This is a genomic window from Pseudomonas sp. NFACC05-1 (genome assembly GCF_900100135.1).
GTDB classification, from domain to species: domain Bacteria; phylum Pseudomonadota; class Gammaproteobacteria; order Pseudomonadales; family Pseudomonadaceae; genus Aquipseudomonas; species Aquipseudomonas fluorescens_Q.
Genome location: NZ_FMTR01000015.1, coordinates 75684 through 95052, shown reverse-complemented (window position 1 = coordinate 95052; position 19369 = coordinate 75684). Strand labels below are relative to the sequence as shown.

Genomic DNA, 19369 nt, shown 5'->3' with positions numbered 1-19369 from the left:
GTCGAGTATTTTAGGGCTGCTTCGCAGCCCAGCGGGAGCAAGCTCCCTCGCCACAGGGGGTCAGAGCGCCAACTGGCGGCGCAACTCCGCCAGCACTGGCGCGGTGTCCGGACGAACTCCACGCCACAAGAAGAAGGCTTCGCCCGCCTGCTCGGCCAACATGCCCAGGCCATCCATCGACACCGCCGCCCCATGCTCACTGGCCCAGCGGCAGAACGAGGTCGGTTCCTTGCCATACATCATGTCGTAGCAAACCGTCTTGCCGGGCTCGATCAGGCTGGCGGCAATCGGTGGCACATCCCCCGACAGGCTCGCGGAGGTGGCGTTGATGATCAGGTCCACCGGCTCTTGCAGCCAGTCGAACCCACTGGCGGAGACCGGGCCCAGGTCGGCGAACAACTCGGCCAGCAATTCGGCCTTTTCCACCGTGCGATTGGCGATGATCACCGAGGCCGGCGCTTCGGCCAGCAGCGGTTCCAGGGCACCGCGCACCGCGCCGCCGGCCCCGAGCAACAGGATGCGCTTGCCCTTGAGACTGAAGCCGGCATTGACGGTCAGGTCCCGGACCAGTCCGGCGCCGTCGGTGTTGTCACCCAACAGGCGACCGTCGGCCAGTTTGCTCAACGTATTGACCGCCCCGGCCCGCTGGGCCCGCTCGGTCAGGGTGTCGGCCAGGCGGAAGGCGTCTTCCTTGAACGGCACCGTGACGTTTGCCCCACGTCCCTCGTGGAAAAATTCTCGGGCGCAACCGGCGAAATCCTCCAAGGGCGCCAGCAGCGTGCTGTAGTCCAGGGTTTGCCCGGTCTGCTCGGCAAACAAGCGATGGATCAACGGCGACTTGCTGTGGCCGATCGGGTTACCCATTACAACGTAGCGGTCCATGGACAATCCTCGTTCAGGCCGTCGCCAGCCAATCGCGATCCTGCAGGAAGTACTCCGTCAGCCGCGCTTCTTCGCTGCCCGGCTCGGCTTTCCAGTCGTAGCCCCAGCGCACTTGCGGTGGCAGGGACATCAGGATCGATTCGGTACGCCCGCCCGATTGCAGCCCGAACAGGGTGCCGCGGTCGTAGACCAGGTTGAATTCCACGTAGCGCCCACGGCGAAACTCCTGGAATTCCCGCTGTTTGGCGGTGAACGCATCGTGCTTGCGGCGGCGTACGATCGGCAGGTAGGCATCGATGTAGGCGTCACCGATGGCGCGGATGAAGGCGAAGCAGGTGTCGAAATCCCACGTGTTCAGGTCGTCGAAAAACAGGCCGCCAATGCCCCGGGGCTCGTTGCGATGCTTGAGGTGGAAATAGCTGTCACACCAGGCTTTGTAGCGCGGGTACACCTCGGGGCCGAACGGCGCGCAGGCCTGCTCGGCGACACGGTGCCAATGGACGCAGTCTTCCTCGACGCCGTAGTAAGGCGTCAGGTCGAAGCCGCCGCCAAACCACCAGACCGGCTCTTCGCCTTCCTTTTCGGCGATAAAGAAGCGCACGTTGGCGTGGGAGGTCGGCACGTGCGGGTTGTGCGGGTGAATGACCAGCGACACGCCCAAGGCTTCGAAGCCGCGCCCGGCCAGTTCTGGCCGATGGGCGCTGGCGGAGGGTGGCAGGCCGCTGCCGAAGACGTGGGAAAAGTTGACGCCGCCCTTTTCGATCACCGTGCCGTTCTCGATCACCCTCGTGCGACCGCCACCACCGGCCGGCCGGGTCCAGGCATCTTCGACGAAGCGAGTGCCGCCGTCTTCGGTTTCCAGGGCGGTGCAGATACGGTCTTGCAGGTCGAGCAGGTAGGCTTTCACGGCCTCGGTGCGAGTGGACATGACATCACCTTGATCAGGGCTACGCTACGCGGCGTATGGCGGGCCGGTGGCAAATGGGCGCACAGGATACCACCGCACTTGCCCACGCCACAGTTGACGACGGTCAAGCTTAGGAGTCCGATAGCAGGCTTGGTAAAAAGTCTTGTGGCGAGGGAGCTTGCTCCCGCTGGGTCGCGAAGCGGCCCCAAAACTTGCCGAATGCGCCGCATCAGGCACACCGCGCCGACGAATCACGATTGCTTCGCAGCCGAGCGGGAGCAAGCTCCCTCGCCATGGGTTTGTCGGTGGCCTTAAGTCAATAGCATCACTGCGACAAGGAGAAAGTGAAGATGGCCAAACGTATCCAGTTCAGTTCCCATGGCGGTCCCGAAGTGCTCGAGTACGTCGATTACTCGCCTGCCGAGCCCGGCCCGCAGCAGGTGCGCGTCAGCAACAAGGCGATCGGCCTGAATTTCATCGACACCTACTACCGCAGCGGCCTTTATCCGCCACCGGCGTTGCCATCGGGCCTGGGTGCCGAAGGCGCGGGCGTGGTCGAGGCGGTCGGCTCGGACGTCACGCGGTTCAAGGTCGGCGACCGGGTGGCGTACGGCAGCGGCCCACTGGGGGCCTACAGCGATGTGCATGTGTTACCCGAGGCCAACCTGGTTCATCTGCCCGAATCCATCAGTTTCGAACAGGCGGCCGGCGTGATGCTCAAGGGCCTGACCGTGCAGTATCTGCTGCGCCAGACCTATGAACTCAAGGGTGGTGAAACCATCCTGTTCCACGCTGCCGCCGGTGGCGTGGGTTCCCTGGCCTGCCAGTGGGCCAAGGCCTTGGGCGTGAAGCTGATCGGCACCGTCAGCTCGCCGGAAAAGGCCGCCATCGCCAAATCCCACGGCGCTTGGGAAACCATCGACTACAGCAAGGAAAACGTCGCACAGCGAGTGCTTGAATTGACCGGCGGCAAGAAGGTGCCCGTGGTGTACGACGGGGTTGGCAAGGATACTTGGTTGACGTCGCTGGATAGCGTCGCCCCCCGTGGCCTGGTGGTGAGCTTCGGCAATGCCTCGGGTGCGGTGGAAGGGGTGAACCTGGGAATTCTCGCGGCCAAGGGCTCGCTGTACGTCACCCGCCCGACCCTGGCGACTTACGCCAACAACGCCGAAAACTTGCAGCGCATGGCCGACGAGTTGTTCGGGATGATCAGCAGCGGCAAGATCAAGGTGGACATCAACCAGCGTTATCCCCTGGCGGAAGCGGCCAAGGCCCAGGCCGAGTTGTCGGCGCGGCGCACGACCGGGTCGACCATTCTCTTGCCATAAGCAAACAGCGCTAGGGTGAGGAAGTGCCCTGTGGCGAGGGGATTTATCCCCGTTGGGCTGCGCAGCAGCCCCCAAAACAGACAACTCAATGTGTCAGGAGGATTGAGTTTGCTGCTTTAGGGCTGCTTCGCAGCCCAGCGGGGATAAATCCCCTCGCCACAGGGGGCTCCCTCAGCTCACCACAAAGACCTAGTCCGGGCGCACGACCTTACCGGTCGCCAGGTCGCGAATCACGCTGGGGTTCTTGCGTCCACCGAGGTTGCCGCCGAGCACCAGGTCGATCTGCCCACGAAAGTACTGCTCGACCCGAATCCGCGTACGCGCCGCCGGGCGACCCTGGGGGTTGGCCGAGGTGGACACTAGCGGGCCGACCAACGAGCACAAGTCGCGCACGGTGGGATGGTCGCTGACCCGCAGGGCGACGGTGTCATGTACCCCCGTGATCCATTCCGGCAGCAGGTTCTGGTGCGGCACCAGCCAGGTATTGGGCCCCGGCCAGGTGCTGGCCATGCGGTCCATCCAGGTTTCGGGGAAGTCTTCGAACAGGAAGTCGAACTGGTGGATGTTGTCAGCCACCAGGATCAGGCCTTTGTCGGGCAGCCGCGACTTAATCGCCAGCAGGCGTTCCACCGCCTCTTCGTTCCATGGGTCACAACCCAGGCCCCAGACCGCTTCGGTTGGATAGGCAATCACCGCCCCGGCGCGAATTTCTCGCGCGGCTTGTTGCACACGCCAACTGTTGACCATGAAAGATTCTCCCGCAACGCAAATAAGGCTGTGGGCAGTTTACCGATCTTCCCCATAAAACCTAGCGCGCAAACCAGCGGCCGTTGTCACAGATGGCGCGTCCGTCCATCTCCAGTTCGGTCAACGCCGCCAGCACTTTGGGCAAGCCCCAGCCACTGGCCTCGGCCAGCGCCTCACTGCTCAGCGGCGCGGCATGCAGCAGGCGCAGCAGCGGATGGGTCACGGGCACGGGCTCCGAGGCCGGCGGCAACCGCTGCCAACCGCGCAGCGCTTCGAGGATGTGCTCGACGGTTTCCACCAGCGCCGCACCGTCGCGGATCAGTTGATGGCAGCCCCGGGCCCCGGGGTGATGGATCGATCCAGGAATGGCGTACACCTCGCGGCCCTGTTCCGCCGCCAGTCGCGCGGTGATCAGTGAACCGCTGGCGACACTGGCCTCCACCACCAGCACGCCCAGGGACAAGCCGCTGATGATCCGGTTACGGCGCGGAAAGTTGCTGGCGTGGGGCGGTGCGTCCAACGGGAACTCCGACAACACCGCGCTGCCCTGGGCAATCATCGCGTCCGCCAGCCGACGATTGCGCTGTGGATAAAAATTTTCCAGACCGGTGCCCAACACGCCGACGGTGCGCCCGCCAACATCCAACGCCGCCTGATGGGCCGCCGCATCGATGCCCAGGGCCAGGCCGCTGGTGATGACAAAACCGGCCCCGGCCAGGCTTCGGGAAAACGCCGCCGCGGTGTCCATGCCGGGGCGTGATGCCCGCCGACTGCCGACCATCCCCAGTTGGGGTTTTTCCAGGATCGAGGTGTCGCCCGCGACGAACAGCAGCGGCGGCGCGTCGCTGATCTGCGCCAACAGCGCCGGGTAGTTGGGTTGGTCCCACATCAGTAAATGCTGGCCCGCACGCTCCAGCCAGGCCAGTGCATGGGCGGCGCCGTCACGCACATCCGGGTTGCGCCGCGCCTCGACACAGGCCAGCGGCAAGCCCAGCGCGCGCCAGGCGCTGGCTGGCGCACTGATGGCCTTGGAGGCCGAGCCGAAGGCCTCCATCAGCGTCATGAAACGTTTGGGTCCCAGCTCCGGCAAGCGGTGAAGGCGTAGCCGGGCCTCCAGTTCCGCAGGGGAAACCGGCGTAGATTCAGGTAATGACATGCGATCATCCTTGACCGTTATAAGTCCCGTACAAACCGGAACAAGCTGTGGATAACTCTGTTGGTAACTTGTGAGACCCGTTACGGATTACGGACCTTGTCGAGCACCGCCAACGAGCGCGATGCGTACAGCACCAGGCCATAGCTGAGCTTGTCGTAGGTGCGGAAAACCATTAGCAGGCCGGCCCGCTCATCGGGGATCTTCACCCGTTCGCCCGTGATGCGGTCGCGTACGGTTTCACCCGTCTTCATCACCGCCAGCACATTGCCTTCGGTCAGCCCGTCGCGCCGGCCCTTGTTCAGGGTGACCACGTCCAGCGCGCCGATCTGGGTCACGCCTCGCGGCACGTCCAGGATCAACCCGTGGATGTCCGATGTCGGCGCGCTGGGCATGAAGGTCGAATTGATCGAGCGCTCTTCGCCGCTGAACAGACGATCACCCAGGCGCACTTCCTGGGTGGTGCGTTGCAGGGCCAGGGTGGTGACATCGCCTTCGCTGGCCACCACTTCGCCGCCGCCGATGTCGTCGGCGTTGATCCCCAGGAACTCCTTGGTCTCGGGATCGGTGTAGACCTTGCCCTGGCGAAAGATGCCGTACGCCGTCTGGTTCGCATCGAACGAGCCACGGGCGAAGACCCTATCCCCCATGCCACTGAGCACCCGTTCGGCATTGCCGGCGACGATATAGGGGGCCTTGTTGAAATCCTCAGGCGTGTCGACGATGCGGTTGCTCAGCAGGAAACTGTTGATGGCTTGCAGTGGAATGCTCGGGATGGCGTCGGCCACTGGCGAACTGCGAATGCGCGGCGACAGCTTGATGGTGCCGCGCGAGGTGCCGCGATTGAGGGTCAGGCGCGGCTGGCCGTTGACGTAGACCAGCGACAGGGTGTCGCCCGGATAAATCAGGTTGGGGTTTTCGATCTGCGGGTTGGCCTGCCAGAGCTCCGGCCATTTCCACGGCTCGCGCAGGTACTTGCCGGAAATGTCCCACAGTGTGTCCCCCGTCACCACCGTGTATTGCTGGGGAAAACCTTCCCGAAGTTGCACTTGCCCGTGCGCGATACCGGTCGAGGCCAGGAGCAGCAGGGCGAGTAGTGATTTCCTCATGCGGTGAATCCCTTTATTATGTGCGTTCGCGTAAAACGCCGGAGCCCCCGTGGCTCGCTGCTTAAGGAGCTATTCTCCACAAGAGCAACGTTTTACAACGGTAGCCTGCATCCCAAGACACGCCAGGCCAGCCACCCGACTTTACCTCACACGTGCATTTATCAAGCTTATGGCCATTTTGAACATTCTCGAATTTCCGGACCCGCGCCTGCGCACTATCGCCAAACCCGTGGCCGTAGTGGACGACGAAGTGCGTCAGTTGGTCGATGACATGTTTGAAACAATGTATGAAGCGCCAGGCATCGGCCTCGCCGCGACCCAGGTCAACGTGCACAAGCGTATCGTCGTGATGGACCTCTCCGAAGACCGCAGCGAGCCGCGGGTGTTCATCAACCCCGAGTTCGAAACCCTGACCGACGAGATGGACCAGTACCAGGAAGGCTGCCTCTCGGTGCCGGGCTTCTACGAAAACGTCGACCGCCCACAGAAGGTCAAGATCAAGGCCCTGGACCGTGACGGCCAGCCTTACGAACTGATCGCCGAAGGCTTGTTGGCCGTGTGCATCCAGCACGAGTGTGACCACCTCAACGGCAAGTTGTTCGTCGATTACCTGTCTACCCTCAAGCGTGACCGGATCAAGAAAAAACTGGAAAAACTTCATCGCCAGAATGCTTGATGCCCCCTTCAAAGGCTTGCCGCGGCAAGCCTTTTTCTTTTTGCGACTGCTTTGTAATTGAGAGCTACCCATGACTGAGCCACTGCGCATCGTCTTTGCCGGCACTCCCGAATTTGCCGCCGAACACCTCAAGGCCCTGCTGACCAGCCCCCACGAAATCGTCGCGGTCTACACCCAGCCGGACCGGCCGGCCGGTCGCGGACAAAAACTGATGCCCAGCCCGGTCAAGCAACTTGCGTTGGAAAACGGCCTCCAGGTGTTGCAGCCGCCGACCCTGCGCGATGCGCATGCCCAGGCCGAGCTGGCGGCACTGAAGCCGGACTTGATGGTGGTGGTCGCCTACGGCCTGATCCTGCCCCAAGTGGTGCTGGATATCCCGCGCCTGGGTTGCATCAACAGCCACGCCTCGCTGCTGCCGCGCTGGCGCGGTGCCGCGCCGATCCAGCGCGCCGTGGAAGCGGGCGATGCCGAGAGCGGCGTGACTGTGATGCGCATGGAAGCCGGCCTGGACACCGGGCCGATGCTGCTCAAGGTCAGTACCCCCATCAACGCCGAAGACACCGGCGGCAGCCTGCACGACCGCCTCGCGCTCATTGGCCCGCCGGCGGTGGTCGAGGCCATCGCCGGCCTGGCTGCCGGCACGTTGGAAGGTGAAGTGCAGAACGACAGCCTCGCCACCTACGCGCACAAACTGAACAAGGACGAAGCTCGCATCGACTGGAGCCGCCCAGCTGTTGAGCTGGAGCGCCTGGTGCGGGCTTTCAACCCTTGGCCGATCTGCCACAGCACCTTGAACGGCGAAGCCCTGAAAGTGCTGGCGGCCAGTTACGCCGAAGGGCAGGGCACACCCGGTGAAATCCTCGGTGCCAGCAAGGACGGCCTCGTCGTCGCCTGCGGTGAACAAGCGCTGTGCCTGACGCGTCTGCAACTGCCCGGTGGCAAGGCGCTGAACTTCAGCGACCTGTTCAACAGTCGCCGTGAGAAATTTGCCGTCGGCACTGTGCTCGGCCAAGCGACGGACGCCTCATGAACCCGCGTCTGGCCGCCGCCAAGGCACTTGCCGCCGTCCTCAGCGGCAAAGCCTCCCTCAACAGTTCCCTGCCGACCCAACTGGACAAGGTGGAAGACCGTGATCGCGGTTTCACCCAAGACCTGGCGTTCGGCACCGCCCGTTGGCAGCCACGGTTGTCGGCCCTGGCGGCCAAGCTGTTGCAGAAGCCCTTCAAAGCGGCCGATGCCGACGTCGAAGCGCTGCTGTTGGTGGGGCTTTATCAGTTGCTCTACACCCGCGTTCCCGCTCACGCCGCCATCGGCGAAACCGTGGGCTGCGCCGACAAGCTGAAAAAGCCCTGGGCCAAGGCCCTGCTCAATGCCGTGCTGCGCCGCGCCCAGCGGGAAAGCGAAGCCCTGCTGGCCGAGCTGGAACACGACCCGGTGGTGCGCACCGCCCACCCGCGCTGGTTGCAGAAATCCCTGAAGGCCTTCTGGCCCGAGCAGTGGGAAGCCATTTGCGCCGCCAACAATGCCCATCCGCCGATGATCCTGCGGGTCAATCGTCGCCACCATACCCGCGATGCCTACCTGGCGTTGCTGGGCGAGGCGGGTATCCCGGTCATCCCGTGCCAGTACAGCCGCGACGGTATCGTGCTGGAAACCCCGGGCGATGTGCGTGCCCTGCCAGGCTTCGCCGAAGGCTGGATCAGCGTCCAGGACGAAGCCGCGCAACTGGCCGCCGACCTGCTGGAACTGGCGCCCGGCCAACGGGTGCTGGACGCCTGCTGCGCGCCGGGTGGCAAGACCTGTCACATCCTCGAAGCCGAGCCGAAGCTGGCCGGCGTGGTGGCGGTGGACCTGGAAGCCAAGCGCCTGGTGCGCGTGAAGGAAAACCTCGAACGCCTGGGCCTGGAGGCCGAGCTGATCGCCGCCGACGGCCGTGACACCGCGACCTGGTGGGACGGCAAGCCGTTCCAACGCATCCTGCTGGACGCGCCGTGTTCGGCCACCGGAGTGATCCGTCGCCACCCGGACATCAAGCTCACCCGCCAGCCGGACGACATTGCGGCGCTGGCCATGTTGCAGGGTGAACTGCTCGATGCCCTGTGGCCAACCCTGGAAGTCGGCGGCATGTTGCTCTACGCAACTTGCTCGACCTTGCCGACCGAGAACACCGAAGTGATCGAGGCCTTCCTCGCCCGCACCCCGGGTGCCCGGGAACTGGACATCGCCAGCCAGGCCGGCCTCAAACAGCCCCATGGCCGCCAGTTGCTGGCCCAGGAAGGTGGGCACGACGGGTTCTACTACGCCAAGCTGATCAAGATCGCCGCCGCGCGCGGTTAAGACCGATTCGATAGGAGTGACTGGATGAAAATCATCATCCTCGGCGCAGGACAAGTCGGCGGTTCGCTGGCGGAACATCTGGCCAGCGAGGCCAACGACATCACCGTGGTCGACACCAACGGTGAACGCCTGCGCGACTTGGGCGACCGACTCGACATCCGCACCGTGCAAGGCCGCGGGTCGCTCCCGACAGTGCTGCGCCAGGCCGGCGCCGACGATGCCGACATGCTCGTGGCCGTGACCAACAGCGACGAAACCAACATGGTCGCCTGCCAGGTTGCCCACACCCTGTTCCACACCCCGACCAAGATCGCCCGGGTGCGCGAAGCGGCCTACCTGACCCGCGCCGACCTGTTCGACAACGAAGCGATCCCGGTGGATGTGCTGATCAGCCCCGAGCAGGTGGTGACCAACTATATCAAGCGTTTGATCGAGCACCCCGGCGCCCTGCAGGTGATCGACTTTGCCGAAGGCAAGGCCCAACTGGTGGCGGTCAAGGCCTACTACGGCGGGCCGCTGGTGGGCCAGCAACTGCGCCAGTTGCGCGAGCACATGCCGAATGTGGATACGCGGGTCGCGGCGATTTTCCGCCGGGACCGGCCGATCCTGCCCCAGGGCGATACGGTGATCGAAGCCGACGACGAAGTGTTTTTCATCGCCGCCAAAGCGAATATTCGCGCCGTGATGAGCGAAATGCGCCGTCTCGATGAGAACTACAAGCGCATCGTCATCGCTGGCGGCGGACAGATCGGCGAGCGCCTGGCCGAAGCCATCGAAAGCCGCTACCAGGTCAAGATCATCGAGATGAACCCGGCGCGCTGCCGCTACCTCTCCGACACCCTCGACAGCACCGTGGTGTTGCAGGGCAGTGCCTCGGACCGCGACCTGCTGCTGGAAGAAAACATCGCCGACGCCGACATCTTCCTGGCCCTGACCAACGACGACGAAGCCAACATCATGTCGTCGCTATTGGCCAAGCGCCTGGGGGCCAGGAAAGTGATGACCATCATCAACAACCCGGCCTACGTCGACCTGATCCAGGGCGGCGACATCGACATCGCCATCAGCCCGCAACTGGCAACCATTGGCACCTTGCTGGCCCACGTGCGCCGCGGCGACATCGTCAGCGTCCACTCCCTGCGCCGCGGCGCGGCCGAAGCCATCGAGGCGATTGCCCACGGCGATGCCAAATCCAGCAAAGTCATCGGCAAAGCCATTCGCGACATCGGCCTGCCGCCCGGCACCACCATCGGCGCGATCATCCGCGACGAAGAAGTCCTGATCGCCCACGACGACACCACGATCCAGACCGGCGACCATGTCATCCTCTTCCTGGTGGACAAGAAGCACATTCGCGACGTCGAGAAGCTGTTCCATGTGGGGTTGAGCTTCTTCTGAATACACGGCCCTGTGGCGAGGGAGCTTGCTCCCGCTCGGGTGCGAAGCAGCCGCCAAAGATGGGCCTGCTCTGCAGGCCAGCGGGAGCAAGCTCCCTCGCCACAGGAACAGAACGCAGGAGTTTCAAATGCTCGATTCCCTGGAAAAAATGCTCGCCAAGGGTGTGGATAACTCTCTGCTGCGCTTCGGCCTAGGCAAAGGCTACCTCGACCTCGGCGAATTCACCCGTGCCGCCGAACACTTCCAACGCTGCGTCGAACTCGACCCCAAATACTCCGCCGCCTGGAAACTACTGGGCAAGGCCCACCAAGGCCAAGGCGACCTACCGGCCGCCCGCCAAGCCTGGGAACAAGGCCTCGAAGCCGCCCGCGCCCACGGCGACAAACAGGCCGAGAAAGAGATGGCTGTGTTCCTCAAGAAACTGGATCGCCATCCCTGAATCCACACAAAAACAGCTTTTTGTGGCGAGGGAGCTTGCTCCCGCTTGAGTGCGAAGCACTCATATTCAATACCAGCCCCCCAAGCAAGCGACAGACAACTCCCTGTGGTGAGGGGATTCATCCCCGCCAGGCTGCGAAGCAGCCTCAAAACCCCAGCTCATGAGCTATCCCAATTCACGTATTGACATATCGAAAAATCTCGATATCCTCGCCACATGGACCTACTCGAAATATTCAAAGCCCTCTCAAACCCGACACGTCTCCAAATCCTGAAAGGTTTGAAGGATCCGGCAAAGAACTTCCCCCCGCAGGATGAGGGTGACGTTCACACGGTCGGCGTCTGCGTCAGCAGTATCCAGGAAGGGATCGGCCTGTCGCAGTCAACGGTGTCCGGTTATCTGGCCACGTTGCAACGGGTGGGCCTGGTCGAAGTCAGGCGCATCGGCCAGTGGACCTATTACAAACGCAATGAAGCCACCATCAGTGCTCTCGCCGAGATCATTGGCAAAGACCTGTAGCGTTTTTTTACCACAAGATATCGAGATATTCCGATATCCCTTTTTGTCGATACGAGGATTTACTATGAAAGCGATGATGCTTAAATCATTCGGCGGTCCTGAATCGTTCGAACTCCGCGACGTGCCCAAACCCGTTCCGCAAGCGGGACAAGTCCTGGTCCGCGTACACGCCACTTCCGTCAACCCGCTGGATTACCAGGTTCGACGCGGCGACTATCCCGACCTGGTGCCACTGCCGGCCATCACCGGCCACGACGTATCCGGCGTGGTCGAAGCCGTTGGGCCCGGTGTGACCACCTTCGCGCCTGGAGACGAAGTCTGGTACACCCCGCAAATATTTGAAGGGTCAGGCAGCTATGCCGAGTACCACGTCGCGGCCGAGAGCATTGTCGGGAAGAAACCGCCCGAGCTGAGCCATCTTGAGGCCGCAAGCCTGACCCTGGTGGGCGGGACGGTGTGGGAAGCGCTGGTGGTGCGCGCGGCGCTCAGGGTCGGGGAGAGCATTCTTGTCCATGGCGGCGCTGGAGGTGTCGGACATGTCGCGATCCAAGTGGCGAAAGCCATGGGCGCCCGGGTGTTCACCACTGTGCGCGAAGCAAACGCTGAGTTCGCCCGCAACTTGGGTGCCGACGTGATCATCGACTACGAGAAAGAAGATTATGTCGACGCTGTCCTCCGGGAAAGCGCTGGCCACGGCGTGAATGTCGTATTCGACACCATCGGCGGCAACACACTGTCCCGCAGCCCCGACGTCCTCGCGCAACTGGGCCGCGTCGTCTCGATCGTGGACATCGCCCAGCCACAAAACCTCGTCCAGGCCTGGGGCAAGAACGCGAGCTATCACTTTGTGTTCACCCGGCAAAACCGCGGCAAGCTCGATGAGCTGAGCGCATTGATAGCCCGCGGTCAGCTGCGCCCCCACGTCGGCGCCGTCTATTCGCTGGCCGACATTCCCCTGGCCCATGCCCGGTTGGAAAGCCCCAACAACGGTCTTCGAGGAAAAATCGCGATTGCCGTCGAGCCATCGCTCATTCCGTAAGTGCGGACTTTAACCAATTCAGAGGTGCGTCATGGTTTACGAAATCGCTGTGCTTCCTGTTTACAAAGAACGCATCGAAACGTTTCGACGTGCATTTGCCGAGGTCGCTCCATTGCTCACACGGGCCAAGGGTTACGGCGGCCACATGCTGGCGCAAGGGATCGAAACCCCCGAGCAGTTCAACCTGATCGTGCGGTGGCAATCGCTGGAAGACCACTCTCCGGGCTTCGAAGCGAGTGAAGACCATCGACTGTTCATGATGGGGTTGGAGGAATATTTTTCGGAGGAGCCGAGGGTTTACCATGTTGAAGGGGGCAGCTTTTAGGGCTGACGAAGGGGGGCAGAAAATAAATCCGTCCCCCTATTTGTCCCCCTATTTTTTAGTAAAAATCGTAATAAAGCGCCCACTCCCCAGTTTCGTTGTGCTTCCAGAACATCAGGCTCCCACTGTCGACCACATTCAGATTGATCTTCGCGTCCGATGAGATCTGGAACACAAACTCGAAGCCTTCACCCGGATCAACACCCGACTGGCAAAACGAAGGGTAACCGCCGAACTTGTGTTCGTAGGTGTGGGTAACCAAGTCGTAATAGCTCTGTATCTTGCCCGCGCGTTCCAGCGTGAGGATTGCTTGCTCAAGGTCCTCCGGGACACCACCGCCATCCCACAGTGGAAAGTCCTCCGGCACCGCTTGCGCTGTCAGCGGGAAGGGTTTGAGGAATGTCCCTGCCACCGGCAAAGACTTGCGCACCAACACGTCATCCGGCCCATATTCGCGGATGACCCAATTATTCCCCATCGGCTCAAAGTGCTCGGGGAGCGGGTTTGAAATGAACACCGTCAATACACGAACTCCCGCCAGCAGCGGGCTATGGACGGGTAGGGCAGGCAGGTAAAACTGCGCATAGGGGAGCAACGGTTGCCCCGCCTGGTTGGTGGGTACATCTTCATCAGGCCGGAACAGGAAGACGTTGCCCAGCCAGCTCTCTTCATCGGTCCCGGCAGGACGAAAACCGCCGGCAACAAGTTTCACGGCGGGGCGGGCCAGACGTTGCTTGATTTCCTGAATGTCCATGGCGATGTAGATCTTCCTTTTGCTACAGATGTAAGGGCCGCAGACTTTCAGTATCCGAGTGTCATCGATACCGGCTCGGCCGTTGATAAGCAGACGATATAATTCGAAGGCAAGGCGGACAAGCCGGCGGATTCGGGTTTAGTTGTAGGCCAAGGCGCAAGGATGGAAAAAGGGGAGGAATTTACTGACTGAAAATAAAGCTGTCCCCATTTTTCGCGCTGGTTGCACGCCAAGTGCAGCCGCTACCGTTCGGATTCATGGCCTGCATGTGTAAGCCACTGTATCCAGCGCCTTCGCAGACTCAAAACGACGCATAAACGCCGGTTCTCGAACATAGCCGGTATACATCCCCTTGCAAGAATTCTCCCCATCGACTCGCCATCGGATCCCCGAATGGCGAGCCCTTATTACAGGAGATCTTGCGATGAATACCCAACCCTACCGCCCTCAGGGCTGGCAGCTGTTCAGCCTGATCGCCGTCCTGGTGGTGGCGATGAGCATCGCGGCTGTCGCGGTACAACCCGACCTTGTCGAGGGCCTGCGCAGCGCCATCCGCGCCACCGCCCGCTCCTCCTTCGCCCTGTTTCTGATCGCGTTCACCGCGTCGGCCTTTGCCGTGCTGGTGCCTTCACCGTTCGCCAAGGCATTGGTCCGCGAGAGACGCTTCATCGGCCTCGCCTTTGCCTTCTCCCACCTGGTGCATGCCGTGCTGATCTACGCCTATGGGCAGCTCAACATCGAGTTCTGGCCGGCCCGCACCGTTGCCAACAACATCCCGGGCGGGACCGCCTACGCCTTCATCCTGCTGATGGCCCTCACGTCATTCAAAGGGCCCGCCCGACTGCTGGGCCCCAAGGCTTGGAAGGCATTGCATGTCACCGGCATGTGGGTCATCGCCGCTGTATTTGCCCTCTCCAACTTCAAACGTATCCCGATGAGCGACTGGTACGTGCTGCCTTTCGGCCTCATCTGCGCCGCCGTGGCGATCCGACTGGTCGGCAAGCTGGCCATGGCCAACAAACGCAGCCAAGCCAGGCAAGCGTCGATGCGCCGGGCAGCGGTCGCCTCTTGATCGTCTATCCAGGCGCGCCGCACGGCATACCGACACCCACAAGGACCGCCTCAACCACTTCCTGAGCAAGTAAGCCCATCGCACCCGCTCATGTGTCGGCCAGGACGGCACATGGGCACGGCATACCCATAAAAGAAAAGGAATGATCATGCGCACTATCAAATCGCTCTTGGCCCTCACCCTCACCGCTGCACTGGCCCTGACATCACTCCATAGCGCCGCCGCGCAACCCGACGCCGCCAAGCCCACCGTCGTGCTGGTGCATGGCGCATTCGCCGAATCGTCCAGTTGGAATGGCGTGGCCACCCGGTTGCTGAACCAGGGTTACCCGGTGGTGGCAGCGGCTAACCCGCTGCGCGGCGTGAAGCAGGACGCCGATTATGTCGCTGACATCGTCGAGCACACCGCCGGCCCGGTGATCCTGGTGGGGCACTCCTACGGCGGAGCCGTGATCACCAACGCGGTGCACGACAACCCCCGTGTCAAGGCGCTGGTCTACGTGGCGGCGTTCGCGCCGGACAAAGGCGAAACCGCCATCGAACTGTCCGGGCGCTACCCTGGCGGCACCCTTGGGCCGACCCTGGCCGCGCCGGTGCAGTTGGACGACGGCAATAAGGACCTTTACATCCAGCAGGACAAGTTCGGCCAACAGTTTGCCGCCGACGTGCCGGCGACCGAGTCCGCATTGATGGCTGCCACTCAACGGCCCATCAGCGAGGCGGCCTTGAAGGAAGCGTCTGGCGAACCGGCCTGGAAAAAAACGCCGTCCTGGTTCATCTACGGCTCGGCGGACAAGAACATTCCCGAGGCTGCCCTGAAGTTCATGGCCGACCGTGCAGGTTCGAAGAAGACCGTCACTGTCCAGGGCGCGTCCCACGTGGTGATGACGTCCAACCCGGATAAAGTGGCAGAGCTGATCGTTGAAGCGGCGCAGGTCAGTTCCAAATGATGATCACACTAACACGGGTCTACTGATCCAGAGCCCGGCGCAGGACGCCGGGTTTTTTATGCGAAGCCCCCCAAAAAGCGCCACTCTATTAACGCCCATGCACCATCTCCTGTGGGAGCGAGCTTGCTCGCGATGGGGCCGTATCAGTCGACATCTCTGGCAACAGACAGAACGCTAAATCTGCCCGATTTTTTACTCAAATGACTTGAAGTCATCACCCAAAAACCGCTTGGGATCGCTTGATGTAGTCGAGGAAGTTGATCCAGGGGGTCTGCACACTTTCCATATTGCAAACAGCAGGAATCCTCCAATTGCGTTTGTGCTTGTTCGCAGAAGGCTGAAACGCCTCATCCGTGACCAACTCGCAGCCATGTAGCTTCGCGGCTGCAATGATATATAGATCATTTTCATCAACCCCAGCACCGTATTTGTCTTCTTCGATCTCAAGCAATCCCTTGATACGAAAGGCTTCCAACAGGATCGCCTCTGTCACGGGCATCGTTTGCAGACCTGCCTCCTTCAGCCAGGTCACGCACTCCGGTGCTTTGTGTCCAACTTCTTCGGCGGCAACCTCGGACATCCGAATCACCCCTTGCGCCACTCGATCCGTCATCCATGCCCAAAGACCCGGAAACTGCGCGATAGGGTAGTTATCCCATGCGTAGAGCATGGATGAGGCATCAAACACCTGCATAGAAGCGTTCCAGCTTGTGCAGGTCCGAGATCTTAAGGTTGTCGAGATAGCTGCTTGCCTTGGCGAGAGTGATACGACGAGCGTTCATGGCTTCCAGCACTGTACGCACGTAACCATCGCCAAAAATGTGCCGGGGTTCGCGATTGCGGTGCTCTCGGCTGCCACCCTCTTTTTCAGGCATCACTCGTTGCTTGTTCCACCGTCGGTATGCGGCATAGGCTTCGCTTGGCAAACGTCCGGCATCCATCAGACGCCGTAGGATCATCTCGCCGCTCACACCCCACGCCCTGCGTTGTGGTTCCAGCCAGCCATCAAATTCGGCCGCCTCAACAGGGCGCTCATTGTCATGAATGCTTAATAGAAACTGATCGGGGACCAACAGATGGCCGGCAAAGGCATTCGCCTCTTGCTCTTCATCGTCCGCCGAATACAAATCCTCTTCATCGTCAATTGAGCTTGCCCGATGAATAAGTAGGTGCCCTAACTCATGCATCAACGTGAAGCTTTGGCGGGTATCTGCATCCTGCTTCTTGATGACGATTACCGGGCATTCAGGGTCGTAGAGTGAAAAACCGAGGATCGGGCTTTCCTTCGCAATCTGCCATTTACCGTTGTAGCCATTGCTGCGGAAGACCAACAGGCCGCGCGCTTCGATGGCCTTACGATAACTGTCGAAATTGTTACGGTTCGCCAGCCCCAGCCATTCACGCACACGGCTGGCCGCATCGGGGATGCTCAGGCCTGCGAGGTCGGGCGGCGAGAAGCGCACGACCTCCGTCGGTTCAAGCTCCTCACGCAGTGCAAGGAACACTGCGCGCTGACGCTCCACTCGCTCAACCAGCAGCTTCAGGCGGTGCGAAAGTTCCGGTTTCTGATTGCTCAAGGTGCGGAACTGCGGCGAGTGCACCTTTGCCTCGTTGACCGGCCCTGGCTCCATGAAAAACAAGGTACCTCGCCCGAAAACGGCCGCCAGCTTACGCAGCTGGTTGAAGGTCAGCCCTGTCTCGCCGGCCATCACTTTTTCAAAGCTGGCAGGTGCTATACCGATCTCACGGGCGAGCTCGTCCCGCGTCATACCGTGATCGGTACAACACCAGTCTATCCGCGCGAGATTGATTGATTGGATACGTTCCATGATTTGAGTATATAGGCGGTGTGTACCGGTGAACATGAGCCACCAAAGCTAGCTGCCGAAAGTTTGATGCGGCCGGGCCTATGACTTTCCCGAGGGGAGCTAGCATGCCTGAGTGTCATCGATGCCGGCTCGGCCAGTGTTAAGGAAACGATAGAGCCCGAGGGCAAGGCTGAAAAGCCGGCGGATTCTGGTGCGGTTGTAGGCAAAGGCGCAAGGATATGTGGCTTGGAGATGCGGTGGTCAGGCCCTGGCTTGACTTTCAGAAGGTGGAGAAGCAGGAGCAAGCATCCACGCGAATGTTATTTGAAGGGGGAGCCCCCTTGAATATAGACCTGTCTCTTGTCGCCGAGCAGCCCCAATTACTCCTGCGCCTCACCCCCCAACCGACCCCGCCGCACCGCCATAATCTGCGGGATCTTCTCCTCAATCCAATTCACCATCACCTCAAGATGCTCAGCCGCCTCCCGACCCAACGGCGTCAAGCGGTACTCCACATGCGGCGGCACCACCGGCAGCGATTTGCGGTTGACCAACCCATCCGCCTCAAGCTCCTGCAACGTCTGCGAAAGCATCTTCTCGCTGACCCCGCCGATCTTGCGGCGCAGCTCGCTGAAGCGGTGCATCCCGCCCAGCAAAATGACCAGCACCAGCACGCCCCAGCGACTGGTCATGTGCTTGAGGATCTCCCGAGAAGGGCAATCGGCGCTCAGTACATCGCCGCGTCGAACAGCGGCGCTAAACGGCTCGGAGATTTCGGTGGTGATGTCCACGATACTTACCTTTATGTACGTACTTACAAAAAGTTACTTAGGGCCCTAGGATGACTTCACCTCCTTTTCCCATCAAGGTATTTGTCATGATCGCCATCACCGGAGCCTCCGGCCAACTGGGCCGTCTCGTTATCCAATCCCTGCTTGAACGCGTGCCAGCCGAGCAAATCATCGCCCTGGTCAGAGACCCCGGCAAAGTCCAGGACCTGGCCGCACAGGGTGTGGTGGTACGCACCGCCGACTACAACCAACCGGCCACATTGACTGCCGCGCTCAAAGGCGTCGATAAACTGCTGTTGATCTCCTCCAATGAACTGGGCAACCGCGCCGCCCAACACCGCGCCGTGATCGATGCCGCCAAGGCCGCAGGTGTCACGCTCCTGGCCTACACCAGCGTCCTGCACGCCGACACCTCCACCTTGGGCTTGGCCGCTGAACATCGCGATACCGAAACCGCCTTGAAAGCGTCGGGCGTGCCCCACGTATTGCTGCGCAACGGCTGGTACACCGAAAACTACCTGGCGAACGTACCGAGCGCCGTGGAACATGGCGTCCTGCTCGGCAGCGCCGGCGAGGGCCGCATCAGCTCCGCCCCCCGTGCCGACTACGCCCAAGCCGCAGCGGTGGTGCTGACCACTGAAGGGCAGGCAGGCAAAGTCTATGAACTGGCGGGGGATAGCAGCTACACCTTGACTGAGCTGGCTGCGTTGATCAGTGAGAAAACCGGTAAGCCGGTGGTTTATCAGAACCTGCCGCAGGCTGAGTTTGAGGCGGTGTTGATCAGTGTCGGGTTGCCGGCGGGGTTGGCGGCGTTGCTGGCGGATTCTGATGCGGCGGCGGCGAAAGGGGCGTTGTTTGATGAGAGTGGGGGGCTGGGGCGGTTGATTGGGCGGGGGACTGCGTCGGTTGCGGAGTCTTTGAGTTAAGCGGTCAAACCAAGGCCAGGAAAATGGACACGCGTGCCGGACGGGATAAACCGGCACGCAGCGGGTGATGAGACCCACGGACAAAAGCGGCCCGGGCTCCCGACAGCGGCTCGAACCCCCGTGGCGAGGGAGCTTGCTCCCGCTTGAGTGCGAAGCGCTCATAAAAGGTCCACAGCCCCGAACGCCAAGCAGTCGACACACTTGAGATAATCA

At 61.6% G+C, this 19369-nt stretch carries 21 protein-coding genes; 12 read left to right on the top strand and 9 right to left on the bottom strand.

The annotated features are described in order from the left end of the window. Positions 1 to 60 precede the first annotated feature (60 nt). Positions 61 to 882 (bottom strand): shikimate dehydrogenase, encoded by an 822-nt coding sequence (gene aroE, locus BLO97_RS20825; protein WP_092148848.1) that lies wholly within the window; start codon positions 880 to 882, stop codon positions 61 to 63. A gap of 13 nt (positions 883 to 895) precedes the next feature. Beyond that, positions 896 to 1810, bottom strand: coding sequence for an oxygen-dependent coproporphyrinogen oxidase (gene hemF, locus BLO97_RS20820; protein ID WP_063323592.1), 915 nt, complete (start codon positions 1808 to 1810; stop codon positions 896 to 898). A gap of 329 nt (positions 1811 to 2139) precedes the next feature. Here hemF and BLO97_RS20815 point away from each other — a divergent pair, with 329 nt between their 5' ends. Then, a complete protein-coding gene (locus BLO97_RS20815; RefSeq protein ID WP_063323591.1) occupies positions 2140 to 3117 on the top strand; it encodes an NADPH:quinone reductase in 978 nt (325 codons plus the stop codon). A gap of 189 nt (positions 3118 to 3306) precedes the next feature. Here the strand turns inward: BLO97_RS20815 and BLO97_RS20810 are convergent, their stop codons facing one another. The 3 genes from BLO97_RS20810 to BLO97_RS20800 all read right to left on the bottom strand — a co-directional run bounded on the left by BLO97_RS20810 (position 3307) and on the right by BLO97_RS20800 (position 6126). Next, complete coding sequence (locus tag BLO97_RS20810) at positions 3307 to 3864, bottom strand: L-threonylcarbamoyladenylate synthase type 1 TsaC (protein ID WP_014335849.1); 558 nt, start codon at positions 3862 to 3864, stop codon at positions 3307 to 3309. Between the two features lie 61 nt (positions 3865 to 3925). Further along, the gene (dprA, locus tag BLO97_RS20805; protein ID WP_092347753.1) at positions 3926 to 5020 is read right to left on the bottom strand and encodes a DNA-processing protein DprA; all 1095 of its coding nucleotides are present in this window, start codon (positions 5018 to 5020) and stop codon (positions 3926 to 3928) included. A gap of 80 nt (positions 5021 to 5100) precedes the next feature. Next, on the bottom strand, positions 5101 to 6126 hold the full coding sequence (locus BLO97_RS20800; protein ID WP_092347750.1) for a LysM peptidoglycan-binding domain-containing protein: 1026 nt from the start codon (positions 6124 to 6126) through the stop codon (positions 5101 to 5103). 169 nt (positions 6127 to 6295) lie between these two features. Here BLO97_RS20800 and def point away from each other — a divergent pair, with 169 nt between their 5' ends. The 8 genes from def to BLO97_RS20760 all read left to right on the top strand — a co-directional run bounded on the left by def (position 6296) and on the right by BLO97_RS20760 (position 12859). After that, positions 6296 to 6802, top strand: coding sequence for a peptide deformylase (gene def / locus BLO97_RS20795; protein WP_003196300.1), 507 nt, complete (start codon positions 6296 to 6298; stop codon positions 6800 to 6802). 70 nt (positions 6803 to 6872) lie between these two features. Continuing rightward, positions 6873 to 7832: a methionyl-tRNA formyltransferase gene (fmt, locus tag BLO97_RS20790; protein WP_092347747.1), complete on the top strand. Its 960-nt coding sequence runs from the start codon at positions 6873 to 6875 to the stop codon at positions 7830 to 7832. Beyond that, positions 7829 to 9139 (top strand): 16S rRNA (cytosine(967)-C(5))-methyltransferase RsmB, encoded by a 1311-nt coding sequence (rsmB, locus tag BLO97_RS20785; protein ID WP_092347744.1) that lies wholly within the window; start codon positions 7829 to 7831, stop codon positions 9137 to 9139. Before fmt ends, rsmB begins: the two co-directional genes overlap by 4 nt. A 24-nt stretch (positions 9140 to 9163) precedes the next feature. Beyond that, positions 9164 to 10537: a Trk system potassium transporter TrkA gene (gene trkA, locus BLO97_RS20780; RefSeq protein WP_063323586.1), complete on the top strand. Its 1374-nt coding sequence runs from the start codon at positions 9164 to 9166 to the stop codon at positions 10535 to 10537. Between the two features lie 127 nt (positions 10538 to 10664). After that, positions 10665 to 10976: a tetratricopeptide repeat protein gene (locus tag BLO97_RS20775; protein WP_092148831.1), complete on the top strand. Its 312-nt coding sequence runs from the start codon at positions 10665 to 10667 to the stop codon at positions 10974 to 10976. Positions 10977 to 11192: 216 nt separating this feature from the next. Then, a complete protein-coding gene (locus BLO97_RS20770) occupies positions 11193 to 11495 on the top strand; it encodes an ArsR/SmtB family transcription factor (RefSeq protein WP_003177098.1) in 303 nt (100 codons plus the stop codon). Positions 11496 to 11559: 64 nt separating this feature from the next. Further along, positions 11560 to 12534 (top strand): zinc-dependent alcohol dehydrogenase family protein, encoded by a 975-nt coding sequence (locus BLO97_RS20765; protein WP_092347741.1) that lies wholly within the window; start codon positions 11560 to 11562, stop codon positions 12532 to 12534. A gap of 31 nt (positions 12535 to 12565) precedes the next feature. Continuing rightward, the gene (locus tag BLO97_RS20760; protein ID WP_092148825.1) at positions 12566 to 12859 is read left to right on the top strand and encodes an antibiotic biosynthesis monooxygenase family protein; all 294 of its coding nucleotides are present in this window, start codon (positions 12566 to 12568) and stop codon (positions 12857 to 12859) included. 55 nt (positions 12860 to 12914) lie between these two features. Here BLO97_RS20760 and BLO97_RS20755 read toward each other — a convergent pair whose 3' ends face one another. Further along, complete coding sequence (locus tag BLO97_RS20755) at positions 12915 to 13610, bottom strand: DUF1963 domain-containing protein (RefSeq protein ID WP_092221005.1); 696 nt, start codon at positions 13608 to 13610, stop codon at positions 12915 to 12917. Between the two features lie 424 nt (positions 13611 to 14034). Here BLO97_RS20755 and BLO97_RS20750 point away from each other — a divergent pair, with 424 nt between their 5' ends. Both BLO97_RS20750 and BLO97_RS20745 read left to right on the top strand, forming a co-directional pair. Further along, on the top strand, positions 14035 to 14682 hold the full coding sequence (locus BLO97_RS20750) for a ferric reductase-like transmembrane domain-containing protein (protein ID WP_092347738.1): 648 nt from the start codon (positions 14035 to 14037) through the stop codon (positions 14680 to 14682). Positions 14683 to 14830: 148 nt separating this feature from the next. Then, the gene (locus tag BLO97_RS20745) at positions 14831 to 15631 is read left to right on the top strand and encodes an alpha/beta fold hydrolase (protein WP_092347796.1); all 801 of its coding nucleotides are present in this window, start codon (positions 14831 to 14833) and stop codon (positions 15629 to 15631) included. Between the two features lie 214 nt (positions 15632 to 15845). On the opposite strand, the gene BLO97_RS20740 is transcribed toward BLO97_RS20745, so the two are convergent. The 3 genes from BLO97_RS20740 to BLO97_RS20730 all read right to left on the bottom strand — a co-directional run bounded on the left by BLO97_RS20740 (position 15846) and on the right by BLO97_RS20730 (position 18230). Beyond that, on the bottom strand, positions 15846 to 16325 hold the full coding sequence (locus BLO97_RS20740) for a DUF4411 family protein (RefSeq protein ID WP_092347735.1): 480 nt from the start codon (positions 16323 to 16325) through the stop codon (positions 15846 to 15848). Further along, a complete protein-coding gene (locus tag BLO97_RS20735) occupies positions 16312 to 17460 on the bottom strand; it encodes a helix-turn-helix domain-containing protein (protein ID WP_092148807.1) in 1149 nt (382 codons plus the stop codon). The genes BLO97_RS20740 and BLO97_RS20735 overlap by 14 nt, the downstream gene beginning before the upstream one ends. 359 nt (positions 17461 to 17819) lie before the next feature. After that, complete coding sequence (locus BLO97_RS20730) at positions 17820 to 18230, bottom strand: winged helix-turn-helix transcriptional regulator (RefSeq protein ID WP_256572158.1); 411 nt, start codon at positions 18228 to 18230, stop codon at positions 17820 to 17822. An 86-nt stretch (positions 18231 to 18316) separates the two neighbouring features. Between BLO97_RS20730 and BLO97_RS20725 the strand changes: the two genes are divergently transcribed. Further along, entirely contained in the window at positions 18317 to 19156 is an 840-nt protein-coding gene (locus BLO97_RS20725; protein WP_092347733.1) for an SDR family oxidoreductase, read from the top strand. The last annotated feature ends 213 nt before the right edge of the window (positions 19157 to 19369 follow it).

Coding starts and splice junctions, on each gene's coding strand:
- BLO97_RS20770 (WP_003177098.1), top strand. CDS start 11,193: ATGGACCTACTCGAAATATTCAAAGCCCTCTCAAACCCGACACGTCTC.
- fmt (WP_092347747.1), top strand. CDS start 6,873: ATGACTGAGCCACTGCGCATCGTCTTTGCCGGCACTCCCGAATTTGCC.
- BLO97_RS20815 (WP_063323591.1), top strand. CDS start 2,140: ATGGCCAAACGTATCCAGTTCAGTTCCCATGGCGGTCCCGAAGTGCTC.
- rsmB (WP_092347744.1), top strand. CDS start 7,829: ATGAACCCGCGTCTGGCCGCCGCCAAGGCACTTGCCGCCGTCCTCAGC.
- trkA (WP_063323586.1), top strand. CDS start 9,164: ATGAAAATCATCATCCTCGGCGCAGGACAAGTCGGCGGTTCGCTGGCG.
- hemF (WP_063323592.1), bottom strand. CDS start 1,810: ATGTCCACTCGCACCGAGGCCGTGAAAGCCTACCTGCTCGACCTGCAA.
- BLO97_RS20800 (WP_092347750.1), bottom strand. CDS start 6,126: ATGAGGAAATCACTACTCGCCCTGCTGCTCCTGGCCTCGACCGGTATC.
- dprA (WP_092347753.1), bottom strand. CDS start 5,020: ATGTCATTACCTGAATCTACGCCGGTTTCCCCTGCGGAACTGGAGGCC.
- aroE (WP_092148848.1), bottom strand. CDS start 882: ATGGACCGCTACGTTGTAATGGGTAACCCGATCGGCCACAGCAAGTCG.
- BLO97_RS20755 (WP_092221005.1), bottom strand. CDS start 13,610: ATGGACATTCAGGAAATCAAGCAACGTCTGGCCCGCCCCGCCGTGAAA.
- BLO97_RS20735 (WP_092148807.1), bottom strand. CDS start 17,460: ATGGAACGTATCCAATCAATCAATCTCGCGCGGATAGACTGGTGTTGT.
- BLO97_RS20765 (WP_092347741.1), top strand. CDS start 11,560: ATGAAAGCGATGATGCTTAAATCATTCGGCGGTCCTGAATCGTTCGAA.
- BLO97_RS20810 (WP_014335849.1), bottom strand. CDS start 3,864: ATGGTCAACAGTTGGCGTGTGCAACAAGCCGCGCGAGAAATTCGCGCC.
- BLO97_RS20760 (WP_092148825.1), top strand. CDS start 12,566: ATGGTTTACGAAATCGCTGTGCTTCCTGTTTACAAAGAACGCATCGAA.
- BLO97_RS20775 (WP_092148831.1), top strand. CDS start 10,665: ATGCTCGATTCCCTGGAAAAAATGCTCGCCAAGGGTGTGGATAACTCT.
- BLO97_RS20745 (WP_092347796.1), top strand. CDS start 14,831: ATGCGCACTATCAAATCGCTCTTGGCCCTCACCCTCACCGCTGCACTG.
- BLO97_RS20750 (WP_092347738.1), top strand. CDS start 14,035: ATGAATACCCAACCCTACCGCCCTCAGGGCTGGCAGCTGTTCAGCCTG.
- BLO97_RS20740 (WP_092347735.1), bottom strand. CDS start 16,325: ATGCAGGTGTTTGATGCCTCATCCATGCTCTACGCATGGGATAACTAC.
- BLO97_RS20725 (WP_092347733.1), top strand. CDS start 18,317: ATGATCGCCATCACCGGAGCCTCCGGCCAACTGGGCCGTCTCGTTATC.
- def (WP_003196300.1), top strand. CDS start 6,296: ATGGCCATTTTGAACATTCTCGAATTTCCGGACCCGCGCCTGCGCACT.